This window comes from Hydrogenophaga sp. RWCD_12, from assembly GCF_046604225.1.
Classification (GTDB): domain Bacteria; phylum Pseudomonadota; class Gammaproteobacteria; order Burkholderiales; family Burkholderiaceae_C; genus Hydrogenophaga.
In genome coordinates, this window is sequence record NZ_JBKIXC010000004.1 from 323,677 (window position 1) to 344,271 (window position 20,595).

The window sequence follows — 20,595 nt, forward strand, 5'->3', positions numbered from 1 at the left end:
CCGACATGAACCCCGCCGACCTGCCCCCCGAACTCGCGGCGCCGCCCGCGGACCTGATCGCCGCCGTGCGCGCCATCGCGCAGGGCCCGCTGGCCGAGCAGGCCTACGCCATCGACCGCGGCGCCTACCCGGTGGAGCTGATGAAGCGGCTGGCCGCGGCGGGGGCGATGAGCGCGCACCTGCCGCGCGCCGACGGTTCGCCCGGCGACTACGGCCAGGCGATCCTGGCGATGGCGGAAGCGGCCAAGGTCTGCGGCGCCACCGGCTTCATGATGTGGTGCCAGTGCGTGGCGGGCCTGTACATGCAGGCCTCGGGCAACCCGGCGCTGACCGGCGAGAGGCTGGTGCGCCATGTGGGCGGCGAGACGCTGGGCGGCACCGGCCTGTCGAACCCGATGAAGAGCTTTGCGCAGATCGAGAGCCTGCTGCTCAAGGCCACGCCGGTCGACGGCGGCTACCTCGTCAACGGCACCCTGCCCTGGGTCAGCAACCTGGGGCCGGACCACTACTTCGGCGCCATTGCGGCGGTGTTTGAAGATGGTGCCAGCGCTGGACGCGAGATGATGTTCATGCTGCGCTGCGACGCGCCGGGCGTCACGCTCAAGGCCTGCCCCGAGTTCTCGGGCATGGAGGGCACGGGCACCTACAGCGTGCAATGCAAGGACCTGTTCGTCGGCACCGACGACATCGTGGCCGACCCCGCGAAGCCATACATCGCCCGCATCCGAGGCGGCTTCGTGCTGCTGCAATGCGGCATCGCGGCGGGCATCGTCCAGGGTGCGATCGACAGCATGTGGGCGGTGGAGGGCCAGCTGGGCCATGTGAACCAGTACCTCGAAGACCGGCCGGCCGAGCTGCAGGCGGAGTTCGACGCGCTGGTGGCGCGGATCATGAAGCTGGCCGAAACGCCGTTCGACACCTCGACCGACTATTTCATCGACGTGCTGGACGCGCGCGCGCACGGCGCCGAACTGTGCCTGCGCGCCGCCAACTCGGCCCTGATGCACCAGGGCGCGCGCGGCTACCTGATGAGCAGCGAGGTGCAGCGCCGCGTGCGCGAGGCGCAGTTCGTCGCCATCGTCACCCCGGCCATCAAACACCTGCGCAAAGAGATCGCTCGGCTCTCGGCCGAGGAGATGCCGGGATGAGCGTCCTGTCGAACATCTACGGCGAGGTGCGCGATGTGCCGCTGGCCGCGGCGGTGGTGCCACCGGACGGTGGCCGGCCCTTCCTGCAGTACATCTGCGACGCCTGTGGCTTCATCTACGACGAGGCGGTGGGCGACCTCGACAGCGGCCTGGCCGCGGGCACGCGTTTCGAGGACATTCCGGAAGACTGGTACTGCCCGCTGTGCGGCGTGACCAAGAACGACTTCACGCTGTATGAAGCGCCGTCCATCGAGGCGCTGCGCGCGCGTGCCGGCAGCGCCGCCCGGGTGACGAAACGCGGCGGCACGCCGGGCGTGGTCATCGTCGGCGGAGGCCGCGCCGGCTGGCAGATGGCCGAGGCCCTGCGCGCACTCGACGCGGACCTGCCCATCACCCTGGTCAGCGCCTGCGCGGCGGACGTGTACGACAAGCCGTTGCTGTCGGTGGCGATGGCGCGGCAGATGGACCCGGGCAAGCTCGTGAAGGAAACCGGCGCCGATGCGTCGAAGCGCCTGGGCGTGCGCCTGCTCGCGCACACCGACGCCGTGCGTATCTGCCCCGACACGCGCAGCCTGCGCACCACGCGCGGCACGCTGCGCTACGACCAACTGGTGCTGGCCCACGGTGCGCAGGCAGCGCTGCCCCCGGCGTTGCCGGCGGCGCTGGTCTGGCGCATCAATCACCTGGGCGCCTACCAGCGGCTGCGTGCGGCGCTGGGCTCCGGACCGAAAGACGTGGTGATCGTCGGCGCGGGCCTGATCGGCAGCGAGCTCGCCAACGACCTCGCGCTCGGCGGCCACCGCATCACGCTGCTGGACGTGATGACCGAGCCGCTCGCGCGCTGGCAAGCCGACGCGGCGGGCGCGCAGCTGCTGAACGCGTGGCGGGACCTGCCGATCCGCTTTGTGGGCGGCGTGCAGGTGGCTGGCGTCGAGAAGATCGACGGCAAGTTCCGTCTCACCACGGCCTGCGGCCAGAAGTTCGCGGCCGACCAGGTGATCGCAGCGGCCGGCCTGATGACGCCACCGCGCCTAGCGCAGAGCGCCGCGCTCGCCTGGAACCAGGGCATCGCGGTGGACGCGGCCACGCTGCAGACCAGCAACGAGCGCATCCACGCGCTGGGCGACTGCATCACCATCGCAGGCCAGGCCAGCCGCTACATCGAACCCATCGGCCGCCAGGCGCACACTATCGCGGCCCAGATCTGCGGCTGCGATGCGGTGCCCTACGAAGCGAAGCCGGCGGTGGTGCGGGTGAAGACCACCTCACACCCGATGACGCTGCACTGAATTCGATCCCCCTGCGCCGCTTCGCGTCACCCCCCAGGGGGCGGCGCTGGCCGTCCGGTAAAGCCGGCCCGGCGGTGCCCCTGACCGGAGCGGCTTCGTGCGTCGTTGACAGCGATCCGGCCAGGAAGGGACCGCCCTCAGAGACCCAGCTCGGTCAAGCCGGGGTGGTCATCGGGCCGGCGACCCAGCGGCCAGAGGAACAGCCGCTCGCTTTCGTGGATGGGCCGGTCGTTGATGCTGGCATGGCGCTCTTCCATGTAGCCCAGCGCATTGAACTGCCAGTTCTCGTTGCCGTGCGAACGGAACCACTGGCCCGAATCGTCGCGCCACTCGTAGACGAAGCGCACGGCGATGCGGGAGCCGGTGAAGGCCCACAGCTCCTTGATGAGCCGATAGTCCAGCTCCTTCGCCCACTTGCGCACCAGGAAGGCGTGCACCTGATCGCGGCCCACCGGGAACTCCGCGCGGTTGCGCCAGCGCGTGTCCTCGGTGTAGACCTTGACGACTCGGTCCGGGTCGCGGCTGTTCCACGCGTCTTCTGCACCGCGCACCTTCTGCGCGGCGGATTCGGCGGTGAACGGCGGCAGCGGTGGGCGGGGGTCCATCAGTACTGCTTGTACGGCAGGAACTTGCCCGACATTACAATGTTCACGCGGTCACCGTTGGGATCGGCCTGGCGTTGCAGGTCCATCTTGAAGTCGATCGCGCTCATGATGCCGTCGCCGAACTCTTCGTGGATCAGTTCCTTGAACGTGGTGCCGTAGACGCTGACCAGTTCGTAGAAGCGGTAGATCAGCGGATCGGTCGGCACCGTCGTGGGCAGCGAGCCCTTGTAGGGCACCACCATCAGCCACTTCTGCTCCTCGGCCGTCAGGCCGAAGATCTTGCCCACCGCCTTGGCCTGCGCCGGGGTGGCCGTCATCTGGCCCAGGCACAGGGCCGTCGTCCACTCCTTGGACTGGCCGACCTTCTTGGCCACATCGGCCCAGTTCAGGCCCTTGCTGACTTTGGTGGAAATGATCTTTTCGGTGACGGCGAGTCGGGTCATGGTGTTGCCTCGTTGCTGGTGTGGAAGGTGAAGGGGAAAGGAGATCCGTCAGTGCGCCTTCGCGCGGCTGACGAGGAAATCGACGATGTGATTGCGCAGGTCGTAGTAGCCGTCGAGGTGGTGCAACTGCGCGCGCGTGCGGCTGCGTGGCAGCGGGTTGACCACCACCTCGGCCAGGCCGCCAGGCTTGTAGCCCTGGTCGGTCTCCTGGCCGTTGGTCATGAGCAGGATGCGATCGGACAGCAGGATGGCCTCGTCCACGTCGTGCGTGATCATGAAGACAGTTTGCTGCGTCTCGCGCACGATGCCCATCAGCTCGTCCTGGATGGTGCCGCGCGTGAGCGCGTCCAGCGCGCCGAAGGGCTCGTCGAGCAGCAGCATCTTGGGTTGGATGGCGAACGCGCGCGCGATGCCCACGCGCTGTTTCATGCCGCCCGAGAGCTGGCTGGGTTTCTTGTCGATGGCGTTCGACAGGCCCACCAGGGCAACGAACTTCTCGACGTGCGCGCCGATCTGCGCCTTGCCCCAATCGGGCCAGCGCGACTTGACGGCAAAGGCGATGTTCTGCCGCACCGTCAGCCAAGGCATGAGGGCGTGGCTCTGGAACACCACGCCGCGCTCCAGACTGGGCCCGGCAATTTCGCGACCGTCCATGAAGCACAGGCCGCTGGTGGCGGTGTCCAGCCCCGCGAGCACGTTGAGGATGGTGGTCTTGCCGCAGCCGCTGTGACCGATGATGCAGACGAACTCGCCCTGCGCGATCTCGAACGACACGTCGGCGAACACCGGCTTGTCGGCCTGGAAGGCCTTGGCGAGCTGTTCAACTTTGAGGAAACCGGACATCGGAGAAACCTTCTGATGGGCAGCGGCCGCCGGGGCCGCGGTGGCCGCGGGGGCAGCACCCTCGCGCACGCTGGTGTCACTCCACATACGTCACCGCCTTCTGCAGCTGCGCGAACATCAGGTCCAGCAACATGCCGACCACCCCGATCAGCAGCACCGCGAAGATCACGTTGGTCAGCGACAGGTTGTTCCACTCGTTCCACACGAAGTAGCCCACGCCCGTGCCGCCGACCAGCATCTCGGCGGCCACGATCACCAGCCAGGCGATGCCCATGCTGATGCGCATGCCCGTCAGGATGGTGGGCGCCGCGGCGGGCAGGATGACCTGAAAGGCCTTGCGCAGCGGGTTGACCTCCAGCGTGCTGGCCACGTTGAGCCATTCGCGCTTGACCGAGGCGACACCGAAGGCGGTGTTGATCAGCATCGGCCAGATCGAGCAGATGAAGATCACGAAGATGCCGCTGACGTCCGAGTCTTTCAGCGTGTAGAGCGCCAGCGGCATCCAGGCCAGCGGGCTGATGGGCTTGAGCACCTGTACGAAGGGGTTGAAGGCCTTCTGCATCAGCGGCGACATGCCGATGGCAAAGCCCAGCGGCAGCGCCACCGCCATCGCCAGCAGGAAGCCCAGGCCGACCCGGCCGAGCGAGTGCGCGAGCTGGATGCCGATGCCCTTGTCGTTCGGCCCCTTGTCGTAGAAGGGGTCGGACAGGTGCGCCCAGCTGGCCTTCGCGACCTCGATCGGCGGCGGGAAGCCGGCGCTCTTCTGTGCGCCGGGGTCCTTGCCCATCATCTTGGCGTACTCGATCTCTTCGGCCGTCATGCCGGTGGACGCACCGCCGATGGAGGGACCGGTGGTCGCGAGCTGCCAGGCACCGACGAAGCACACGAAGATCAGCAGAGAGACCACCGCTGCGCGCAGGTTGAGACTGACCGTCTTCATGATCACGCGGCCTTCGAGATCGCGAAGCTCTTCAGGTACGCATCGGCCTTCGCCGGGTCGAACTCCTTGCCCATGATGGTGTGCTTGGTGTAAGTCGGGCCCGCCTTGAACTCCATGCCCAGGTCCTTCATGTGCTTGCGTGCGTCGGTGATCAGGAAGACCTTTTCAGCGATCACCTTGTAGTCCACGTCGCCTTTCACATAGCCCCAGCGCTTCATCTGCGTGAGCATCCACACGGCCATGCTCTGCCAGGGCATGGGATCGAAGTCGGCGCGGTCGGGCACGTTCTGCACCTTGCCCAGGCCGTCGGCGAACTTGCCGCTGAGCACCTGGGTGAGCACCGCCTCGGGCTGGTTGAGGTACTGGCTGGGCGCGATCACCTTGGCGATCAGTTCGCGGTTTTTCGGCTGGCGCGCCATGGCAGCAGCGTTGAGCACCGCGCGGTAGAGCGCGGCGAACGTGTTGGGGTTCTTCTGGATGAACTCGGTGCTGGTGCCGAAGGCACAGCAGGGGTGACCGTTCCAGAGATCCTTGGTCAGCAGATGGATGAAGCCCACTTCGTCGAACACCGCGCGCTGGTTGAAGGGGTCCGGGCCGAGGAAGCCGTCGATGTTGCCGGCGCGCAGGTTGGCCACCATCTCGGCCGGCGGGATCACGCGCAGCTGCACGTCGGTGTCGGGGTTCAGGCCGTTCTCGGCCAGGTAGTAGCGCAACAGGAAGTTGTGCATCGAGTAGTCGAACGGGATGCCGAACTTGAAGCCCTTCCAGTTCTTCGGGTCGCGGTTGTCCTTGTGCTTGAGGCTCAGGGTGATCGCCTGGCCGTTGATGTTCTGGACGGTGGCAACGTTCATCGGCACCGCATTGCTGCCCAGCCCCATGCTGATGGCCAGCGGCATGGGCGAGAGAAAGTGCGAGGCGTCGTATTCCTTGTTGATCATCTTGTCGCGCACCAGCGCCCAGCCGGCGGTCTTGGTGATCTCGACGTTCAGACCCTGCTTGCTGTAGAAGCCCAGCGGGTGGGCCATGATCAGCGGTGTGGCACAGGTGATCGGGATGAAACCGATCTTGAGGTTGGTCTTCTCGAGCGCGCCCTTGTCCTGCGCCATGGCCTGCAGGCTGGCCACCGGCAGCACGCTGGCGATCGCCGCCATGGCCGTGCCCTTGCCGACGGCGCGCAGGAAGCGGCGACGCTCCTCGTCCTGCGGAAAGATGGCCTTGACCAGCGTGGCTTCGATGAACTCATTGCTGTAGGCCTCGAATTCGGCGGTCTCGCTGCGAGCGCGCAGTTCACGGGCGGCCTCGTCGGCCACCACTTCGGCGTGGTGGTCGGCCAGCGTGTGGTCGCGTCCGCACGTGCACTTCATCATGAGCGGACGGTCGGCGTTGTAGGGATCGAAGAATTCGGACATGACGCACCTCGTGAGTTGATGACGGGTGTGTCTTGCAAGCGGCGGGCCACCGACCGGGCCTTCGAGGGCGATCGGCGCCTGCGTGCTGCATTTCGTGGAGGCTCTGACGATGGCTTGTAGGGCCAGCCCTACAAAACCCGGCGATTCAGACGCCTGGCCGGGTGCGCGCGTGGCGTTCGGCGTAGAGCGCGAGCTCGACGTCGTTCTTGGTGCCGGTCTTTTCGAGGATGCGCGCACGGTAGGTGCTCACCGTGTTGGGAGCCAGACCGAGCTGCGCACCAATTTCGCTCACGGTCTGGCCCTGCGTGAGCAGTCGGTAGACCTGGTGCTCGCGGTGCGACAGCGCTTCCGGCCCGGCCTGCGCGCTGCCCTGCCCCACCGCGGTGGCCAGCGCCTCGGCGGTGGCCGGCGTGAGGAACACGCCGCCGGCGGCCACCTTGCGCACCGCGGCGAGCATGTCGTCGGGGTCTGCGCTCTTGTTGAGATAGCCGCTGGCGCCGAGCTTGATGCAGCGCACGGCATACTGTTTTTCGGGGTAGGTGCTGAGCATCAGCACCGGCAGCTTCGGGTGCTCGCGCTTGAGCTGCTGCAGCACGTCCAGACCGTCGATGCCAGGCAGCGCGATGTCCAGCAGCACGAGGTCCAGGCCAGTGCGCCCCTGCAGCTGTTCCACTTGGGCCAGCACTTCGGGACCGGTCTGCGCCTCGGCCACCACCAGAACGTCGGGCGCGTCGGCCAGGATCTGCTTGAGCCCTTCGCGCACGATGCGGTGGTCGTCGCCGATCAGCACGCGCAGGGTGTCGGTGAGCACGCCATTCATGTGGGCTCCTTTCCGGTCAGGCACAGTTGCAGGCGCATCCGTGTCCCCTGCCCCGGCGCACTGGCGATGTGAATCAGACCACCGAAGTGCCGCGCGCGTTCGCGCATGCCCATCACGCCGTAGGCGTCGCCGGCTTCGAAAGCCTGGGCCGGCGCGCCCACGCCATCGTCCTGCACCGTCAGCGACAGCTCACCCGCGGCCACGGCGATCACCACCCGCAAGTGCCGCGCCTGCGCGTGCCGACCGACGTTGCTCAGCATCTCCTGGAAGATGCGGAACACCGCCATGGCCATCGGTTCGGGCGGCTCGGGGGTGTCGTCCACCTCCATGCACCAGTCCAGTGCCAGCTCGGCCGAAGCCACAAACTCCTGCGCCTGCCACTCCAGCGCCGCCCAAAGGCCCTGGTGATCCAGGATGCTGGGACGCAGGTCGGTGATGATGCGGCCCACGTTGTCGACCGCGCTTTCGATCAGGCGGCTCATGTTCTGGCACTTGCAGCGCATGCGGGTGCGCATGTCCTCGGCCGCCTCGGGGCTGCGCTGCTGCTGTTCGGACAGGCGTTTGTCCATCCAGTTGACGTCCATCTTGAGCGCCACCAGCAGGCTGCCGAGTTCGTCGTGCACCTCGCGCGCAATGCGCGTGCGCTCTTCCTCGCGCACGGTCTCGGACCAGGCGGCCAGTTCACGCACGCGCCGCAGCGCTGTCTCCAGCGCGAGCGTGCGCTCACGCACACGTTCCTCCAGCTGGTCCTTGGCCCGCTGCAGCGCGTCGGCCGCGCGCTTGCGGTCGGTGATGTCCACGAAGGTCACCACCGCGCCGCGCACCTGGGCGTCTTCGATCACCGGGTGGCTGGAGTACTCGACCGGGAAACAGGAGCCGTCGCGGCGCCAGAACACCTCGCTGTCGATGCGGCAGGGCAGGCCGCGGCGAAACGCATTGAAGATCGGGCACTCGGCCTCGGGATAGGCGGAACCATCCGGGCGTGCGTGGTGCGTCAGCTCGTGCATGTTGCGCCCGATCACCTCGTGCGGCTCGTAGCCAATCAGCCGGGCGCCCGCCGGGTTGATGAACACGCAGGCGCCGTCCAGGTCCACACCGTAGATGCCTTCGCCGGTGGAGGCCAGCAGCAACGCCACCGGGTCGCGCCAGGACCCGACGGCGGGCGAACGGGTCATCTGGACAGGGGCTTCGAGGGTCATGGGACCCGCGCAAGCAATCGATGTGCCCGGGCCTCGCCCTGACCGGCCAATGCCGGTGCGCCGCTGGACAGCCTCAGCGGGCGGACTCAGCCCCGCGCGTCGAACGCCGTGATCGCGCGCGCCACCTGGCCGATCGGCAGCACGTCGTCGACCGCGCCCAGCGCGACCGCTTCCTTGGGCATGCCGTAGACCACACAGCTGGCCTCGTCCTGCGCCACGGTGCGGGCGCCCAGGTCGTGCAGCGCTTTCATGCCGCGCGCGCCGTCGTCGCCCATGCCGGTGAGGATGATGGCCAGCGCGTCGCGCCCGGCGCATTCGGCGGCCGATCGGAACAGCACGTCCACCGACGGCTTGTGGCGGTTGACCGGCGGACCGTCGACCACCGCCACGAAGTACTGGCCGGCTTTCTTGCGCAGCTGCATGTGGCGCCCGCCAGGCGCGATCAGCACCACGCCGCGCTCCAGCCGGTCGCCGTCGCGCGCTTCGCGCACCTGCACCGCGCACAGACCGTCCAGCCGCTGCGCGTACATCGCCGTGAATTTTTCGGGCATGTGCAGCACGATGGCCATGCCGGGGCTGTCGGGTGGCAAGGCGGTGAGCACCGATTCGATCGCCTGCGTGCCGCCGGTCGACGCACCCAGGACGACCGGCTTGTTGACCGACAGCGCATGCAGGCCGGCCACCGGTGCCCGCTGGGCCGCGGCCTGCGCCCGCACCACCGCGCCCGCACTGCACACGGGCTTGGCGCGCGCCGCCGTGCGCAGCGTCTGCAACAGTTCGCGGCGCGACTCTTCCAGAAACTGCTTGAGGCCCAGCCGCGGCTTGGCCACCACCGCCACCGCCCCGGCCGCCAGCGCTTCGAGCGCCATGCGGCTGCCGTCGGTGGTCAGGGTCGAACAGATCACGGTCGGGATCGGCGACTCCTCCATGATCTGGCGCAGGAAGGTCAGCCCGTCCATGCCGGGCATCTCGATGTCCAGCAGCAGCACGTCGGGCCGGTTCTTGCGGATCGCCGGCGCGGCCAGCAACGGATTGGGCGCACTGCCCAGCAGATGAATCTCCGGGTCGCCCTGCAGCAGGTGCATCAGCGTCTGCCGCACCACCGCCGAATCGTCGACCACATAAACCTGTATTGCCATGGTTCCTCCCCTCACACCGGCACGCAGTGCACCTGCGGCTCTTCGTCACCCACCGTCCAGCGCACGCGGCGGTAGTAGCGACCGCCCAGGTCGTCGCGCAGCACGCGCACGCCGCGCTGCGCGAGCATGTGCATCACCCAGTCGGCGTTGGAATCGCCAATGTGTTTCTTGCGGTAGAGGTCCGGAAACATGTTGCCGCCACCGAACACCCAGGCGTCGCACATCTGCGGCTGGATGCCGCGCGCGATCAGCAGGCGGTCCATGGCGTCGAACGCCGCCGTCCCGTGGGCGCTGGTGCGCCGGCCCGGGTCCTGCACCGCCACCGTGTGGACGATGTGGCACATTGCCGCCACGGTGCGGCGCGGATCGGTCAGGATCACGGCAACGCAGGAACCCAGCAGGGTCTCGAGCTCTTCGCCGCGCAACGCGCAGGCCACGTCGCCCGGATGCAGGGTGTGCAACCGGGGCCGGCCTTCCATGAACGGCCAGGGTGCACGCTCCGGCCGTGCGCGGGCCAGGCGAGTCCTCATGACGCGGCGCCTTTGCGGAACGCTCCCGGGCCCAGCACCTGCAAGGGTGTCGAACAAGGCACCCGCCCTTCGGCGGTGCCGATGAAAAACAGCCCACCCGGCCGCAGCAGGGTCAGCACCCGGTCGACCACCCCGCTCTTGGTCGGCGGGTCGAAATAGATCAGCACGTTGCGCAGGAACACGACGTCGAACGGTCCGATGCCCTCGACCGACAGGCAGAGGTTGACCTGGCCGAAACGCACACGGCGGCGCAGGCTCTCCTTGATCTGCACCAGTCCCTCGGACTCTCCTTCACCGCGCAGGCAGTAGCGGCGCAGCCGTTCCTCCGACACCTGGCGCAGGCGCTCGGCCGGATAGATCGCCTGCGAGGCGCTGCGCAGCACCCGGTCGCTGATGTCGGTGCCCAGCACGCTCCACTGCGCCGGACCCTGGGCCTTGGTCTGCAGGTCCGACAGCAGCATCGCCACGCTGTAAGCCTCGTCGCCGAACGATGAGGCCGCGCTCCACACCGACAGCGAAGGGGGGCGCGTGGCCAGCACCTCGCGCTGCAGGATGTCGAAGTGCGCCGGCTCCCGGAAGAAATAGGTCTCGTTGGTCGTCAGCAGGTCGATCGCCACCTGCAGTTCACCGTCGTCGCGACCGCCCGCGATCAGGTCGAAATAGGTCTCGTAGTTGTCCAGCCCGAGCCGCTGGATGCGCGGCCACAAGCGTGAGGACACCAGCGGCTTCTTGGCGTCGGAGAACGACATGCCGCAAAGCTCGTGCATCAGGCCGGTGATCTTGCGGTAGGTGTGGTCGTGCAGTTGGGTCATGGCAGGGGCCGGTTGGGGTCACGCATCAGGCCGGGGCCGATTCCTGGGTCGCCTCGCAGAGCCGGGCCATGTCGTCGACATCGAAGGCCTTGTCCGGCTCCAGGATGATCACGAAGCGGTCGTCGATCTTGCCCATGCCCTGGATGAAGTCGCGCCGCACGGCGGTGCCGAAACTCGGCGGCGGCTCGATCTGGTCGTCGGCGATGTCGATGACTTCGCTGACCGCGTCGACCAGCAGGCCCAGCTCCACCCGTTCGCCTTCGCGCACCGCGTCGAAGATCACGATGCAGGTCTTCTTGCCGATCTCGGCCACCGGACGCCCGAAGCGCGCGTGCAGGTCGATCACCGGCACCACGGCGCCACGCAGGTTGATGACGCCGCGCACGAAGTCGGGCATCAGCGGCACCAGGGTCAGTGGCCCGTACTGGATGATTTCCCGCACGGTGCGGATGTCCATCGCAAACACCTCCTTGCCCAGCAGGAAGGTGAGGAACTGGCTGCCGCCAGCGCCATCGCCGGTGGCTGCAGATTTCTGTGTCGCCATGGTGTGCTCCTTCAATAGGGCCGGAAGTTGGCGGCGCCGCCCGCGCGCGGCACCGGTGCCCCGGCGACAGCCGCCATGCGCAGGCCTGCTCCGGCGCGGCGTGGCGCCGGCTCTCCGTTGGCCACCTTGCGCACCACGATGTCCTGCTCGCCCGAGCCGAAGAACGAGACCGCCTGCTGCAGCTGTTCGGCCTGGCCCGAGAGCTCTTCGGAGGTCGCCGCCAGCTCTTCCGAGGCGGACGCGTTCTGCTGCGTCGCCTTGGAAAGTTGTCCCATCGCCCCGCCGATCTGTGTGACCGACTGGCTCTGCTCGCTTGACGCGGCCGAGATCTCCTGCACCAGCTCCGAGGTGCGCTGGATCGAGGGCACGATCTCGCCCAGCAGCTTGCCCGCCCGCTCGGCGGTGGACACGCTGTGTTCGGCCAGGTCGCCGATTTCCTTGGCCGCTTCCTGGCTGCGTTCGGCCAGCTTGCGCACTTCGGCCGCCACCACCGCAAAGCCCTTGCCGTGTTCGCCCGCACGCGCCGCTTCGATCGCAGCGTTCAAGGCGAGCAGGTTGGTCTGGTAGGCGATGTCGTCGACGATGCTGATCTTGGCGGCGATCTGTTTCATCGCCTGCACCGTCTGCGTCACCGCCTGACCGCCGTCGCCCGCTTCCTTGCTGGCCTTGGTGGCCATGCTGTCGGTCACGCGCGCGTTGTCGCTGTTCTGCGAGATCGAGGCGGACATCAGCTCGATCGAGGCCGTCGTCTCTTCCACCGACGAAGCCTGTTCGCTGGCCGCCTGCGACAGGCTCTGCGCCGTCGCGCTCACCTGGTTGGCCGCGCCTGTCAGGGCTTCGGCCGCCGAGCGCACTTCCTCAATGATGCTGAACAGCTTCTCGCAGCTGGAATTGGCATCGTTCTTGACCTGCTCGAAGGTACCGGCCGCACTGCGCTCGATGCGCTGCGACAGGTCGCCGTTGGCGAGGCCCGAAAACACACGGCCCACGTCATCGACGATTCCGGCCAGGGTTTCGCTGGTGGCGTTGGCGTCGACTTTGACCTGGTTGAAGGTGCCTGCATAGTCGCGCGTGATGCGCTGGGTCAGGTCACCGTTGGCCAGCGCGCTGAACACTCGGCCGACGTCTTCAAAGATCACCGAGCTGGTTTCCATCAGCGCGTTGACGCCGGTGCACAGGTCGGCGATCGGGCCGCTCTTGCCTTCCATCGGAATGCGCTGGGACAGGTCGCCGGCCATGGCGGCCGATGTCACCTTCTGCGCGTGCTCCACCGCTTCGCGCAACATGCGCTGGCCCACCACATCCGCCGTGACATCGGTGGCGATCTTGACGATCTTGACCACGCGGCCCATCTCGTCCTTCACCGGGGCGTAAACCGCCTGTATCCAGACGTCATGGCCCGACTTTTCCACCCGGCGGAACACATTGTTCTGGGGCTTGCCGTCGTTGAGGTCGCGCCAGAACTGCGCGTAGGCCGGTGCGTTCACCTCGGCCGGATCGACGAACATGCGGTGGTGGTGTCCCACCACCTCCTCACTGCGGTAGCCCATCACCTTGAGGAAGTTGTCGTTGGCGCTCAGCACGTGCCCGCCAAGGTCGAACTCGATGTAGGCATAGGAGGTGTCGATGGCGGCCAGGATGCCGCGCGCGTTCTGGCGCTCGATCTCCGAAGTCGTGATGTCGTAGCGCACGCCCAGGTACTTCATCGGCTTGCCGTTCTCGCCCAGGATGGGGGCGATCACCGCATCGACGTAGTACGGCGTGCCGTCCTTGGCGCGGTTCTTGATCATCCCGCGGAACATCTGGCCGCGGCCGATCGTCGACCACATCTGCTTGAACACCTCCTTGGACATGTCGGGGTGCCGGGTCGTGTTGTGCGGCTGGCCGATCAGTTCTTCGCGCGAGTACTTCGAGACCTCGATGAACTTCTCGTTGATGGACAGGATGTCGCCCTTCTTGTCCGCTTCCGAGACGATGCTGGTCTCGTTCATGATGTCCGTGCGGACCTTGAGCTCGGCCTCGACGGTGTCCAGCCGGGCCTTGATCTCGGCCAGCGATGCCTCGGCTTCGGCGCGCGCGCGCGACTGCTGCTCCAGCGCTTCGTTGAGCTGGTCCAGTTCACTGCCGGCAAAGACGCGGGCGGCCCAGGAGACTTGGTGGGTACTCATGGCGGGATCCTTTTCTTGTTGTGTGTTTGCCCGGGGAAACCGGTTCAGTAGGGCCGGAAATTGCCGCTGGAGCGCGGCACGGGCGCCCCGGCGACAGCGGCCATGCGCAGGCCTGCTGCGGCGCGCCGCGGCGCCGGTTCTCCGTTGGCCACCTTGCGCACCACGATGTCCTGCTCGCCCGAGCCGAAGAACGAGACCGCCTGCTGCAGCTGTTCGGCCTGGCCCGAGAGCTCTTCGGAGGTCGCCGCCAGCTCTTCCGAGGCGGACGCGTTCTGCTGCGTCGCCTTGGAAAGTTGTCCCATCGCCCCGCCGATCTGTGTGACCGACTGGCTCTGCTCGCTTGACGCGGCCGAGATCTCCTGCACCAGCTCCGAGGTGCGCTGGATCGAGGGCACGATCTCGCCCAGCAGCTTGCCCGCCCGCTCGGCGGTGGACACGCTGTGTTCGGCCAGGTCGCCGATTTCCTTGGCCGCTTCCTGGCTGCGTTCGGCCAGCTTGCGCACTTCGGCCGCCACCACCGCAAAGCCCTTGCCGTGTTCGCCCGCACGCGCCGCTTCGATCGCAGCGTTCAAGGCGAGCAGGTTGGTCTGGTAGGCGATGTCGTCGACGATGCTGATCTTGGCGGCGATCTGTTTCATCGCCTGCACCGTCTGCGTCACCGCCTGACCGCCGTCGCCCGCTTCCTTGCTGGCCTTGGTGGCCATGCTGTCGGTCACGCGGGCGTTGTCGCTGTTCTGCGAGATCGAGGCGGACATCAGTTCGATCGAGGCCGTCGTCTCTTCCACCGACGAAGCCTGTTCGCTGGCCGCCTGCGACAGGCTCTGCGCCGTCGCGCTCACCTGGTTGGCTGCGCCTGTCAGGGCTTCGGCCGCCGAACGCACCTCGTCCATCACGCTGGAGAGCTTGACGCAGCTGGCGTTGGCGTCTTCCTTGACGCGCTGGAAGGTGCCGGCGTAGTCGCGCTCGATGCGCTGCGACAGGTCGCCGTTGGCCAGCGCGCTGAACACGCGACCGACGTCACCGAAGATGACCTCGCTGGTTTCCAGCAGCGAGTTGATGCCTTCGCACAGGGCCAGCGGCGCGCCGCTCTTGCCTTCGAGCGGGATGCGCTGTTCGAGGTCGCCCTCGCGCGCGGCAGCGGTGGCCGACTGCGCCTGCTCCACCACGGTCGCCAGCATGTCGGCGGCCCGGACCTGCTCGGTCACGTCGGTGGCGTACTTGACGACCTTGAAGGCCTTGCCGTTCATGTCGTAGATCGGGTTGTAGGAGGCCTGGATCCAGATTTCCTTGCCGCCCTTGCCGATGCGGCGGTAACGGCCGGCGTCGAACTGTCCGCGCGACAGACGCTCCCAGAACTCGCGGTAGGCCGGCTGCGAACGCTCGACCGCGTCGACGAACATGCTGTGGTGGTGGCCCTGGATTTCCGTCAGCGCGTAGCCCAGCGTGTTCAGGAAGTTGTCGTTGGCGAACAGCACCTTGCCCGTGAGGTCGAACTCGATCACGGCCTGCGCCTTGCTGATGGCGTCGAGCTGGCCGCTCCAGTCGGCCGCCTGCAGCTTCTGCGCCGTGATGTCGGTGGCGTACTTGACGACCTTGAACGGCTTGCCGCTCATGTCGAGGATCGGGTTGTAGGAGGCCTGGATCCAGACCTCCTTGCCGCCCTTGCCGATGCGCTTGTACTGTCCGGCGTCGTATTCGCCGCGGCCCAGCTTGTCCCAGAACATCCGGTACTCGGCACTGGCGCGGTAGGCCGGGTCGACGAACAGGCTGTGGTGCTGGCCCTTCACCTCGTCGAGCGTGTAGCCCAGGGTCTGGAGGAAGTTCTCGTTGGCGGTCTGGACCTTGCCGTTCAGGTCGAACTCGATCACGGCCTGCGCCTTGCTGATGGCATCGAGCTGGCCGCTCCAGTCGGCCGCCTGCAGCTTCTGCGCGGTGATGTCGGTGGCGTACTTGACGACCTTGAACGGTTTGCCGCTGAGGTCGAAGATCGGGTTGTAGGAAGCCTGAATCCACACTTCCCGGCCGCCCTTGCCGATGCGCTTGTACTGGCCGGCGTCGTATTCACCGCGGCCCAGCTTGTCCCAGAACACCCGGTACTCGGGTGAGGAACGGTAGGCCGCATCGACGAACAGGCTGTGGTGCTGACCCACCACCTCGTCCAGCATGTAGCCCAGGGTCCGCAGGAAGTTGTCGTTGGCCGACAGCACCTTGCCGTTCAGGTCGAACTCGATCACGGCCTGGGCCTTGCCGATCGCGTCGATCTGGCCGCTCCAGTCGGCCGCCTGCAGGCGGGTCGCGGTCACGTCGGTCGCGATCTTGACCACCTTGACGACGCGGCCCGTCTCGTCCTTGACCGGCGCGTAGGTGGCCTGGATCCAGAGCTCCTGGCCGTCCTTGCCGATGCGACGGAACACGTCAGCCTGGGTCTGCCCGGCGTTGAGCGCGCTCCAGAAGCCCATGTAGGCCGGCGATCCCGCGTACACCGGGTCGACGAACAGGCGGTGGTGCCGGCCGACGATCTCTTCGCTGCGGTAGCCGAGCAGGCGGCAGAAATTGCCATTGGCCTTGAGCACCGTGCCCTCGGTGTCGAACTCGATGTAGGCGTAGCCGGTGTCGATGGCCGACAGCAGGCCCGTGGCTTCGGCCTTGAGCTGCTGGTGGCTCAGCTCCAGCGCATCGAGTCTGGCGCCGGTGTCGGCCAGCGCCTCGGTCTTCGTGTCCAGCTGCTCACACAGGCTGGTGAGCGGTTCGCCCGCGAACAGTCGGGCCAGGAAGGGAAAGTCGTTCGGGGTCATGGAAGCTCCTCAGGGATGCGTGGAATCGGCCAGGGGGTTGCGGAAGGAAGCGCCAGCGGAAGGACGGCCAGGCGGGTGGGTGGCCAGCTGACACAGGGAGGCCACGTCGAAGATCAGGGCCACGTCGCCGTTGCCCAGGATCGACGAGCCCGACATGCCACGCAGGCTGCGGAACATGCGGCCCAGCGGCTTGATCACGGTCTGGTGCTGGCCCAGCAGCTGGTCGACCATCACGCCGTAGCGCATGCCGCCGGAACGGATCACGACGATGCTCACGCGGTCGCTGGCGGAGGGCTCCAGCGCATACAGCTGGCGCAGGCTGACCACCGGCAGGGCCTGGCCGCGCAGCTCGACGACACCGCGCCCGCTGGCGTCCATCTCGGTCGCGCTGGCGCGGCTTTCGATCACCTCGACCACCGCGTCGAGCGGGAAGATGAAGCGCGATTCGCCGACGCCGATCAGGAAGCCGTCGATGATGGCCAGCGTGAGCGGCAGGCGGATCTCGATGGTCGATCCCGCGCCTGCGTCGCTGGTGAGCAGCACGGTGCCGCGCAGGGCTTCGATGTTGCGGCGCACGACGTCCATGCCGACGCCGCGTCCGCTGAGGTTGGTGACTTTCTCGGCGGTCGAGAAGCCCGGTTCGAAGATCAGCTTGAGGATGTCGGCGTCGCCGGGCACCACGCCCTGCTCCAGCAGGCCGCGCTCCCAGGCGCGGGCCAGCACCTTGTCGCGCTGCACGCCGCGGCCGTCGTCGGAGATGCGGATCAGGATGCTGCCGGATTCGTGGCAGGCCGAGAGAACGAGCTTGCCTTGCGGCGGCTTGCCGGCGGCAATGCGCTGTTCGGGCGTCTCCAGCCCGTGGTCCAGTCCGTTGCGCACCAGGTGCATCAGCGGATCGGCGATGCGCTCGACCACCGACTTGTCCAGCTCGGTGTCGCCGCCGACGATCTCCAGCTGCACGTCCTTGCCCAGCTCGGCCGCGGTGTCGCGCACCACGCGCCGGAAGCGCGTGAAGGTCTCGCCGATCGGCACCATGCGCAGCTGCAGCGTGCCGTTGCGGATTTCCTCGATCAGCTGGTTGATCTGTTCGTTGGCCTCGATCAGCGAGCCCTGGCGCGACTGGCGGGCCAGCAGCGAGGCGCCGGCGCCGGCGATCACGAGTTCCCCCAGCAGGTTGATCACGGCGTCGAGCCGGTCGGCCTGCACGCGGATGAAGCGCTGGTCTTCGCCGCCTTCGCGCGCCTTGCCGCCAGCGGCGGGGGCCTTGGCGGCGGCGGTGGTGGCGGGCCGTGTTTCGGCCACGGCGGCCACCGCGCTCTCGACCGCTCCCGGTGCCGGGGACGGCGCGGCGGCGGGCGGCGGCGTGATGGTCAGCGTGCAGTCTTCGCGCACGAAGCTGAAGGCCGCTTCGATCGTGGCCAGATCGGCCGGCGTGTCCAGATCGAACGAGAAACCGAGGTGGCAGCTTTCAGGGTCGAGGGCGTCGAGCACCGGCACCGCCGACACATCGCAGTCGATGCGCGTGATGGTGCCCAGGCCGCGCACATAGTTGAGGACCGCCAGCGGGTCCATGCCGTTGCGGAACGTGTCGGCCAGAAAGGCCACCTGCACTGACCAGGTCTGCAACCCGCTGTCGTCGCCGGTGACCGGCTCCGGCGCTGCGGCGACGGCAGATGGCGCATGGGCGGTCGCGCCGTCGCCACTGAAAGCCTGCAGGCGCGCCTCCAGGTCGGCGCGGCGGGCGGTGTCGTCGGCGCTGGCCGACTCACCCGACTGGGCCACGTGGATCAGGAAGCGGATCTGGTCGTTGCACTGCAGCAGCAGCGTGCCCATGTCGGGGGTGAAGCCGACCAGGCCATCGCGCAACTTGTCCAGCAGGGTCTCGACGTGGTGCGTGAACGCCACCACCTCGTCCAGACCGAAGATACCGGCCGATCCTTTGACCGTGTGCGCGCAACGGAACAGCGCGCCCAGCAGTTCGTGGTTGTCGGGCTGGTCTTCCAGCTCCAGCAGCAGGTGCTCGATGGTTTCGAGCTGCTCGTCCGACTCGCTGATGAAGGCCGGCAGGGCCTCTGCGATGAAACTCTGGTCGGCGTCGTGGTGGTTCATGCGGTCGCTCCAGGCGCGGTGCGGGTCGACAGCCAGTCGCCCAGCCCGAGGGCGGCGCAGGCATCGGTCAGGGGAGCGCTGGGTCGCTGCAGCTGCAGCGGGCGCGAGAGCCCGTCCAGCGAACGGGCCAGCGACACCAGCAGCTGCACGCCGGCGGCATCCACCTGTTCGACCGCCGCGGCGTCCAGCGCCCAGCCATCGTCTTCGCCCTCGTCGGCCGGAGAGCCCAGCCAGGCCAGACACTGGGTGCGGACATCGCCCGCGGTGTAGATGGTCAGTTCGGGCGGCAGGCCCCGGCTCGGTGTCATGGCGACTCCTTCAGGGCAGGATCAGCTTGGAGACCGCATCCAGCAGCTGGGGCGGGTTGAAGGGCTTGCAGATCCAGGCTTTTGCTCCGGCCGCCTTGCCCTGCTCCTTCTTGGCGTCCTGGCCTTCGGTGGTCAGCATCACCACCGGGGTGAACTTGTGACGCGGGTGTTTCTTGACCTCGGTCACGAAGGCGATGCCGTCCATGATCGGCATGTTCACGTCGCTCACGATCAGGTGCACCTTGCCCGCCTTCTCCAGCTGGGCCAGGCCTTCCTTGCCATCGCCGGCTTCGAGCACCTCGTAGCCCGCGCGCGTCAATGCCAGCCGCACCACCATGCGCAGCGAACTCGAATCGTCGACGATCAATATGGTCTTGGCCATGTGGAGACTCCCGGAGGTCAGAAGAAAGTGGTTTCACCGCTGGCTGCGGCAGACTGGGCGGATTGCCCGGCGGACACCTGGCGCTGTTCGTCGGTGGTGTAGCCCGCGGTCAGCAAGGCGGCCCACTCGGCAGCGTCGGGCATGCGGCCTTCGGCGACCGCCTGCTGCAGGCGCCGCGTGGCCTCACCCATGGAGCTGCGCACCTGATCCAGGATCTGGTGCACGCGGTCCTGGAACTGAAAGTCGACCATCAGCTGCTCGACGTGGGCCTTGACCACCGCGCCGCGTTCGCGCAGTGCCGCGGCACGGTCGTTGAGGTCGGCCACCGAACTGCCGACCAGACCGATCACTTCGTTGACGATCTCGCCCGAAGACTGCGTGGCCTGTGCGTCGCGCTCGGCACTCATGTCCGCGGTCAGCAGCACTTCATTCATGTGCAGGCCGAAGTTCTCCACCTGGTCACTGATGCGCTGGCCGGTCGCGCCCGATGCGTTGGACAGGCGGCGCACTTCGGCCGCCACCACCGCAAAGCCGCGCCCGGTCTCCCCGGCGCGGGCGGCCTCGATGGCGGCGTTGATGGACAGGAAGTTGGTCTGGCGCGCCAGCAGGCTGACGTCGTCGGCCATCTGCGCCAGCTGGCTGGCGGCGTCGGAGAGCGAGCGCACCGAACCCAGCATTTCTTCGCGCGTCGCGATGAAACCGGAGAAGTGCCCCAGCAGCTGGCGCAGCTGCTGCTCGCAGCGGGTCAGCAGCACGGCGCGGGTATCGATCTCGGCGGACTGGTTGCCCGCATCCGGCGCCACGATGTGGTCGAGCTCGTCCAGGATGTTCACGAAGCCCTGCAGCAGGTTCTGCGTGGCTTCGCGCATCTGGTCCTGTGCGGTGCCGATGTGGCTTGACCAGAGCTTTTCTGCCTCGCCCAGACGTTCGGCCACCTGTGTCAGCACGGGCGGCACCGCGGAGCGGGAAGACCCCGGCAGCAGCCGCGCGAACGGCTGCAGCAGCCAGGCGCCCAGGCCGGGCAATCGCTGCCCCGCAGAAGGATGCATCAGGACACGCATACCAAAGTGCTCGATGTGAAGAGGAAGGAAACGCCTCTGTCCGTCAAACGC

Annotated in this window: 19 protein-coding genes; 2 read left to right on the top strand and 17 right to left on the bottom strand. The window is 67.5% G+C overall.

The genetic code is table 11. The features are described 5' to 3' along the window. Window positions 1-5 precede the first annotated feature (5 nt). Window positions 6-1,148 carry an acyl-CoA dehydrogenase family protein gene (locus tag ACLIJ1_RS16995; protein ID WP_411366721.1) on the top strand — a complete coding sequence of 381 codons (1,143 nt, stop codon included), beginning with the start codon at window positions 6-8 and terminating at the stop codon, window positions 1,146-1,148. Then, window positions 1,145-2,437, top strand: a complete 1,293-nt coding sequence (locus tag ACLIJ1_RS17000; protein ID WP_411366722.1) for an FAD-dependent oxidoreductase — start codon at window positions 1,145-1,147, stop codon at window positions 2,435-2,437. Before ACLIJ1_RS16995 ends, ACLIJ1_RS17000 begins: the two co-directional genes overlap by 4 nt. A 137-nt stretch (window positions 2,438-2,574) precedes the next feature. On the opposite strand, the gene ACLIJ1_RS17005 is transcribed toward ACLIJ1_RS17000, so the two are convergent. The 17 genes from ACLIJ1_RS17005 to ACLIJ1_RS17085 form a co-directional block, all read right to left on the bottom strand. After that, a complete protein-coding gene (locus ACLIJ1_RS17005; RefSeq protein ID WP_411366723.1) occupies window positions 2,575-3,042 on the bottom strand; it encodes a DUF1348 family protein in 468 nt (155 codons plus the stop codon). After that, a complete protein-coding gene (cynS, locus tag ACLIJ1_RS17010; RefSeq protein WP_411366724.1) occupies window positions 3,042-3,485 on the bottom strand; it encodes a cyanase in 444 nt (147 codons plus the stop codon). Before cynS ends, ACLIJ1_RS17005 begins: the two co-directional genes overlap by 1 nt. A 48-nt stretch (window positions 3,486-3,533) precedes the next feature. Next, window positions 3,534-4,415: an ABC transporter ATP-binding protein gene (locus ACLIJ1_RS17015; protein ID WP_411366725.1), complete on the bottom strand. Its 882-nt coding sequence runs from the start codon at window positions 4,413-4,415 to the stop codon at window positions 3,534-3,536. Beyond that, the gene (gene ntrB / locus ACLIJ1_RS17020; protein WP_411366726.1) at window positions 4,405-5,268 is read right to left on the bottom strand and encodes a nitrate ABC transporter permease; all 864 of its coding nucleotides are present in this window, start codon (window positions 5,266-5,268) and stop codon (window positions 4,405-4,407) included. Before ntrB ends, ACLIJ1_RS17015 begins: the two co-directional genes overlap by 11 nt. Window positions 5,269-5,270: 2 nt before the next feature. Further along, window positions 5,271-6,677, bottom strand: a complete 1,407-nt coding sequence (locus tag ACLIJ1_RS17025; RefSeq protein ID WP_411366727.1) for a CmpA/NrtA family ABC transporter substrate-binding protein — start codon at window positions 6,675-6,677, stop codon at window positions 5,271-5,273. Window positions 6,678-6,822: 145 nt separating this feature from the next. After that, window positions 6,823-7,497 (bottom strand): response regulator, encoded by a 675-nt coding sequence (locus ACLIJ1_RS17030; RefSeq protein WP_411366728.1) that lies wholly within the window; start codon window positions 7,495-7,497, stop codon window positions 6,823-6,825. Then, window positions 7,494-8,696 (bottom strand): PAS domain S-box protein, encoded by a 1,203-nt coding sequence (locus tag ACLIJ1_RS17035; protein ID WP_411366729.1) that lies wholly within the window; start codon window positions 8,694-8,696, stop codon window positions 7,494-7,496. The genes ACLIJ1_RS17030 and ACLIJ1_RS17035 overlap by 4 nt, the downstream gene beginning before the upstream one ends. A gap of 86 nt (window positions 8,697-8,782) precedes the next feature. Continuing rightward, on the bottom strand, window positions 8,783-9,835 hold the full coding sequence (locus ACLIJ1_RS17040) for a protein-glutamate methylesterase/protein-glutamine glutaminase (protein ID WP_411366730.1): 1,053 nt from the start codon (window positions 9,833-9,835) through the stop codon (window positions 8,783-8,785). Window positions 9,836-9,846: 11 nt separating this feature from the next. Further along, a complete protein-coding gene (locus tag ACLIJ1_RS17045; RefSeq protein ID WP_411366731.1) occupies window positions 9,847-10,365 on the bottom strand; it encodes a chemotaxis protein CheD in 519 nt (172 codons plus the stop codon). After that, on the bottom strand, window positions 10,362-11,177 hold the full coding sequence (locus ACLIJ1_RS17050; RefSeq protein WP_411366732.1) for a CheR family methyltransferase: 816 nt from the start codon (window positions 11,175-11,177) through the stop codon (window positions 10,362-10,364). The genes ACLIJ1_RS17045 and ACLIJ1_RS17050 overlap by 4 nt, the downstream gene beginning before the upstream one ends. A gap of 25 nt (window positions 11,178-11,202) precedes the next feature. Beyond that, a complete protein-coding gene (locus tag ACLIJ1_RS17055; RefSeq protein WP_411366733.1) occupies window positions 11,203-11,721 on the bottom strand; it encodes a chemotaxis protein CheW in 519 nt (172 codons plus the stop codon). A gap of 11 nt (window positions 11,722-11,732) precedes the next feature. Then, entirely contained in the window at window positions 11,733-13,889 is a 2,157-nt protein-coding gene (locus ACLIJ1_RS17060; protein WP_411366734.1) for a methyl-accepting chemotaxis protein, read from the bottom strand. A 44-nt stretch (window positions 13,890-13,933) separates the two neighbouring features. Further along, window positions 13,934-16,684: a methyl-accepting chemotaxis protein gene (locus ACLIJ1_RS17065; protein ID WP_411366735.1), complete on the bottom strand. Its 2,751-nt coding sequence runs from the start codon at window positions 16,682-16,684 to the stop codon at window positions 13,934-13,936. Between the two features lie 9 nt (window positions 16,685-16,693). Then, window positions 16,694-18,793: a chemotaxis protein CheA gene (locus ACLIJ1_RS17070; RefSeq protein WP_411366736.1), complete on the bottom strand. Its 2,100-nt coding sequence runs from the start codon at window positions 18,791-18,793 to the stop codon at window positions 16,694-16,696. Next, window positions 18,790-19,101, bottom strand: coding sequence for a lipid asymmetry maintenance protein MlaB (locus ACLIJ1_RS17075; RefSeq protein ID WP_411366737.1), 312 nt, complete (start codon window positions 19,099-19,101; stop codon window positions 18,790-18,792). The genes ACLIJ1_RS17070 and ACLIJ1_RS17075 overlap by 4 nt, the downstream gene beginning before the upstream one ends. 10 nt (window positions 19,102-19,111) lie before the next feature. Further along, on the bottom strand, window positions 19,112-19,483 hold the full coding sequence (locus tag ACLIJ1_RS17080; RefSeq protein ID WP_411366738.1) for a response regulator: 372 nt from the start codon (window positions 19,481-19,483) through the stop codon (window positions 19,112-19,114). A gap of 17 nt (window positions 19,484-19,500) precedes the next feature. Further along, window positions 19,501-20,532, bottom strand: coding sequence for a methyl-accepting chemotaxis protein (locus tag ACLIJ1_RS17085; protein WP_411366739.1), 1,032 nt, complete (start codon window positions 20,530-20,532; stop codon window positions 19,501-19,503). Between the last annotated feature and the right edge of the window lie 63 nt (window positions 20,533-20,595).

What these genes read in the sequence shown, in the direction of transcription:
- ACLIJ1_RS17055 (WP_411366733.1), bottom strand. Translation starts at nt 11,721, where the DNA reads ATGGCGACACAGAAATCTGCAGCCACCGGCGATGGCGCTGGCGGCAGC.
- ACLIJ1_RS16995 (WP_411366721.1), top strand. Translation starts at nt 6, where the DNA reads ATGAACCCCGCCGACCTGCCCCCCGAACTCGCGGCGCCGCCCGCGGAC.
- ACLIJ1_RS17015 (WP_411366725.1), bottom strand. Translation starts at nt 4,415, where the DNA reads ATGTGGAGTGACACCAGCGTGCGCGAGGGTGCTGCCCCCGCGGCCACC.
- ACLIJ1_RS17085 (WP_411366739.1), bottom strand. Translation starts at nt 20,532, where the DNA reads ATGCATCCTTCTGCGGGGCAGCGATTGCCCGGCCTGGGCGCCTGGCTG.
- ACLIJ1_RS17035 (WP_411366729.1), bottom strand. Translation starts at nt 8,696, where the DNA reads ATGACCCTCGAAGCCCCTGTCCAGATGACCCGTTCGCCCGCCGTCGGG.
- ACLIJ1_RS17030 (WP_411366728.1), bottom strand. Translation starts at nt 7,497, where the DNA reads ATGAATGGCGTGCTCACCGACACCCTGCGCGTGCTGATCGGCGACGAC.
- ACLIJ1_RS17080 (WP_411366738.1), bottom strand. Translation starts at nt 19,483, where the DNA reads ATGGCCAAGACCATATTGATCGTCGACGATTCGAGTTCGCTGCGCATG.
- ACLIJ1_RS17050 (WP_411366732.1), bottom strand. Translation starts at nt 11,177, where the DNA reads ATGACCCAACTGCACGACCACACCTACCGCAAGATCACCGGCCTGATG.
- ACLIJ1_RS17025 (WP_411366727.1), bottom strand. Translation starts at nt 6,677, where the DNA reads ATGTCCGAATTCTTCGATCCCTACAACGCCGACCGTCCGCTCATGATG.
- ntrB (WP_411366726.1), bottom strand. Translation starts at nt 5,268, where the DNA reads ATGAAGACGGTCAGTCTCAACCTGCGCGCAGCGGTGGTCTCTCTGCTG.
- ACLIJ1_RS17070 (WP_411366736.1), bottom strand. Translation starts at nt 18,793, where the DNA reads ATGAACCACCACGACGCCGACCAGAGTTTCATCGCAGAGGCCCTGCCG.
- ACLIJ1_RS17075 (WP_411366737.1), bottom strand. Translation starts at nt 19,101, where the DNA reads ATGACACCGAGCCGGGGCCTGCCGCCCGAACTGACCATCTACACCGCG.
- cynS (WP_411366724.1), bottom strand. Translation starts at nt 3,485, where the DNA reads ATGACCCGACTCGCCGTCACCGAAAAGATCATTTCCACCAAAGTCAGC.
- ACLIJ1_RS17000 (WP_411366722.1), top strand. Translation starts at nt 1,145, where the DNA reads ATGAGCGTCCTGTCGAACATCTACGGCGAGGTGCGCGATGTGCCGCTG.
- ACLIJ1_RS17005 (WP_411366723.1), bottom strand. Translation starts at nt 3,042, where the DNA reads ATGGACCCCCGCCCACCGCTGCCGCCGTTCACCGCCGAATCCGCCGCG.
- ACLIJ1_RS17045 (WP_411366731.1), bottom strand. Translation starts at nt 10,365, where the DNA reads ATGAGGACTCGCCTGGCCCGCGCACGGCCGGAGCGTGCACCCTGGCCG.
- ACLIJ1_RS17065 (WP_411366735.1), bottom strand. Translation starts at nt 16,684, where the DNA reads ATGACCCCGAACGACTTTCCCTTCCTGGCCCGACTGTTCGCGGGCGAA.
- ACLIJ1_RS17040 (WP_411366730.1), bottom strand. Translation starts at nt 9,835, where the DNA reads ATGGCAATACAGGTTTATGTGGTCGACGATTCGGCGGTGGTGCGGCAG.
- ACLIJ1_RS17060 (WP_411366734.1), bottom strand. Translation starts at nt 13,889, where the DNA reads ATGAGTACCCACCAAGTCTCCTGGGCCGCCCGCGTCTTTGCCGGCAGT.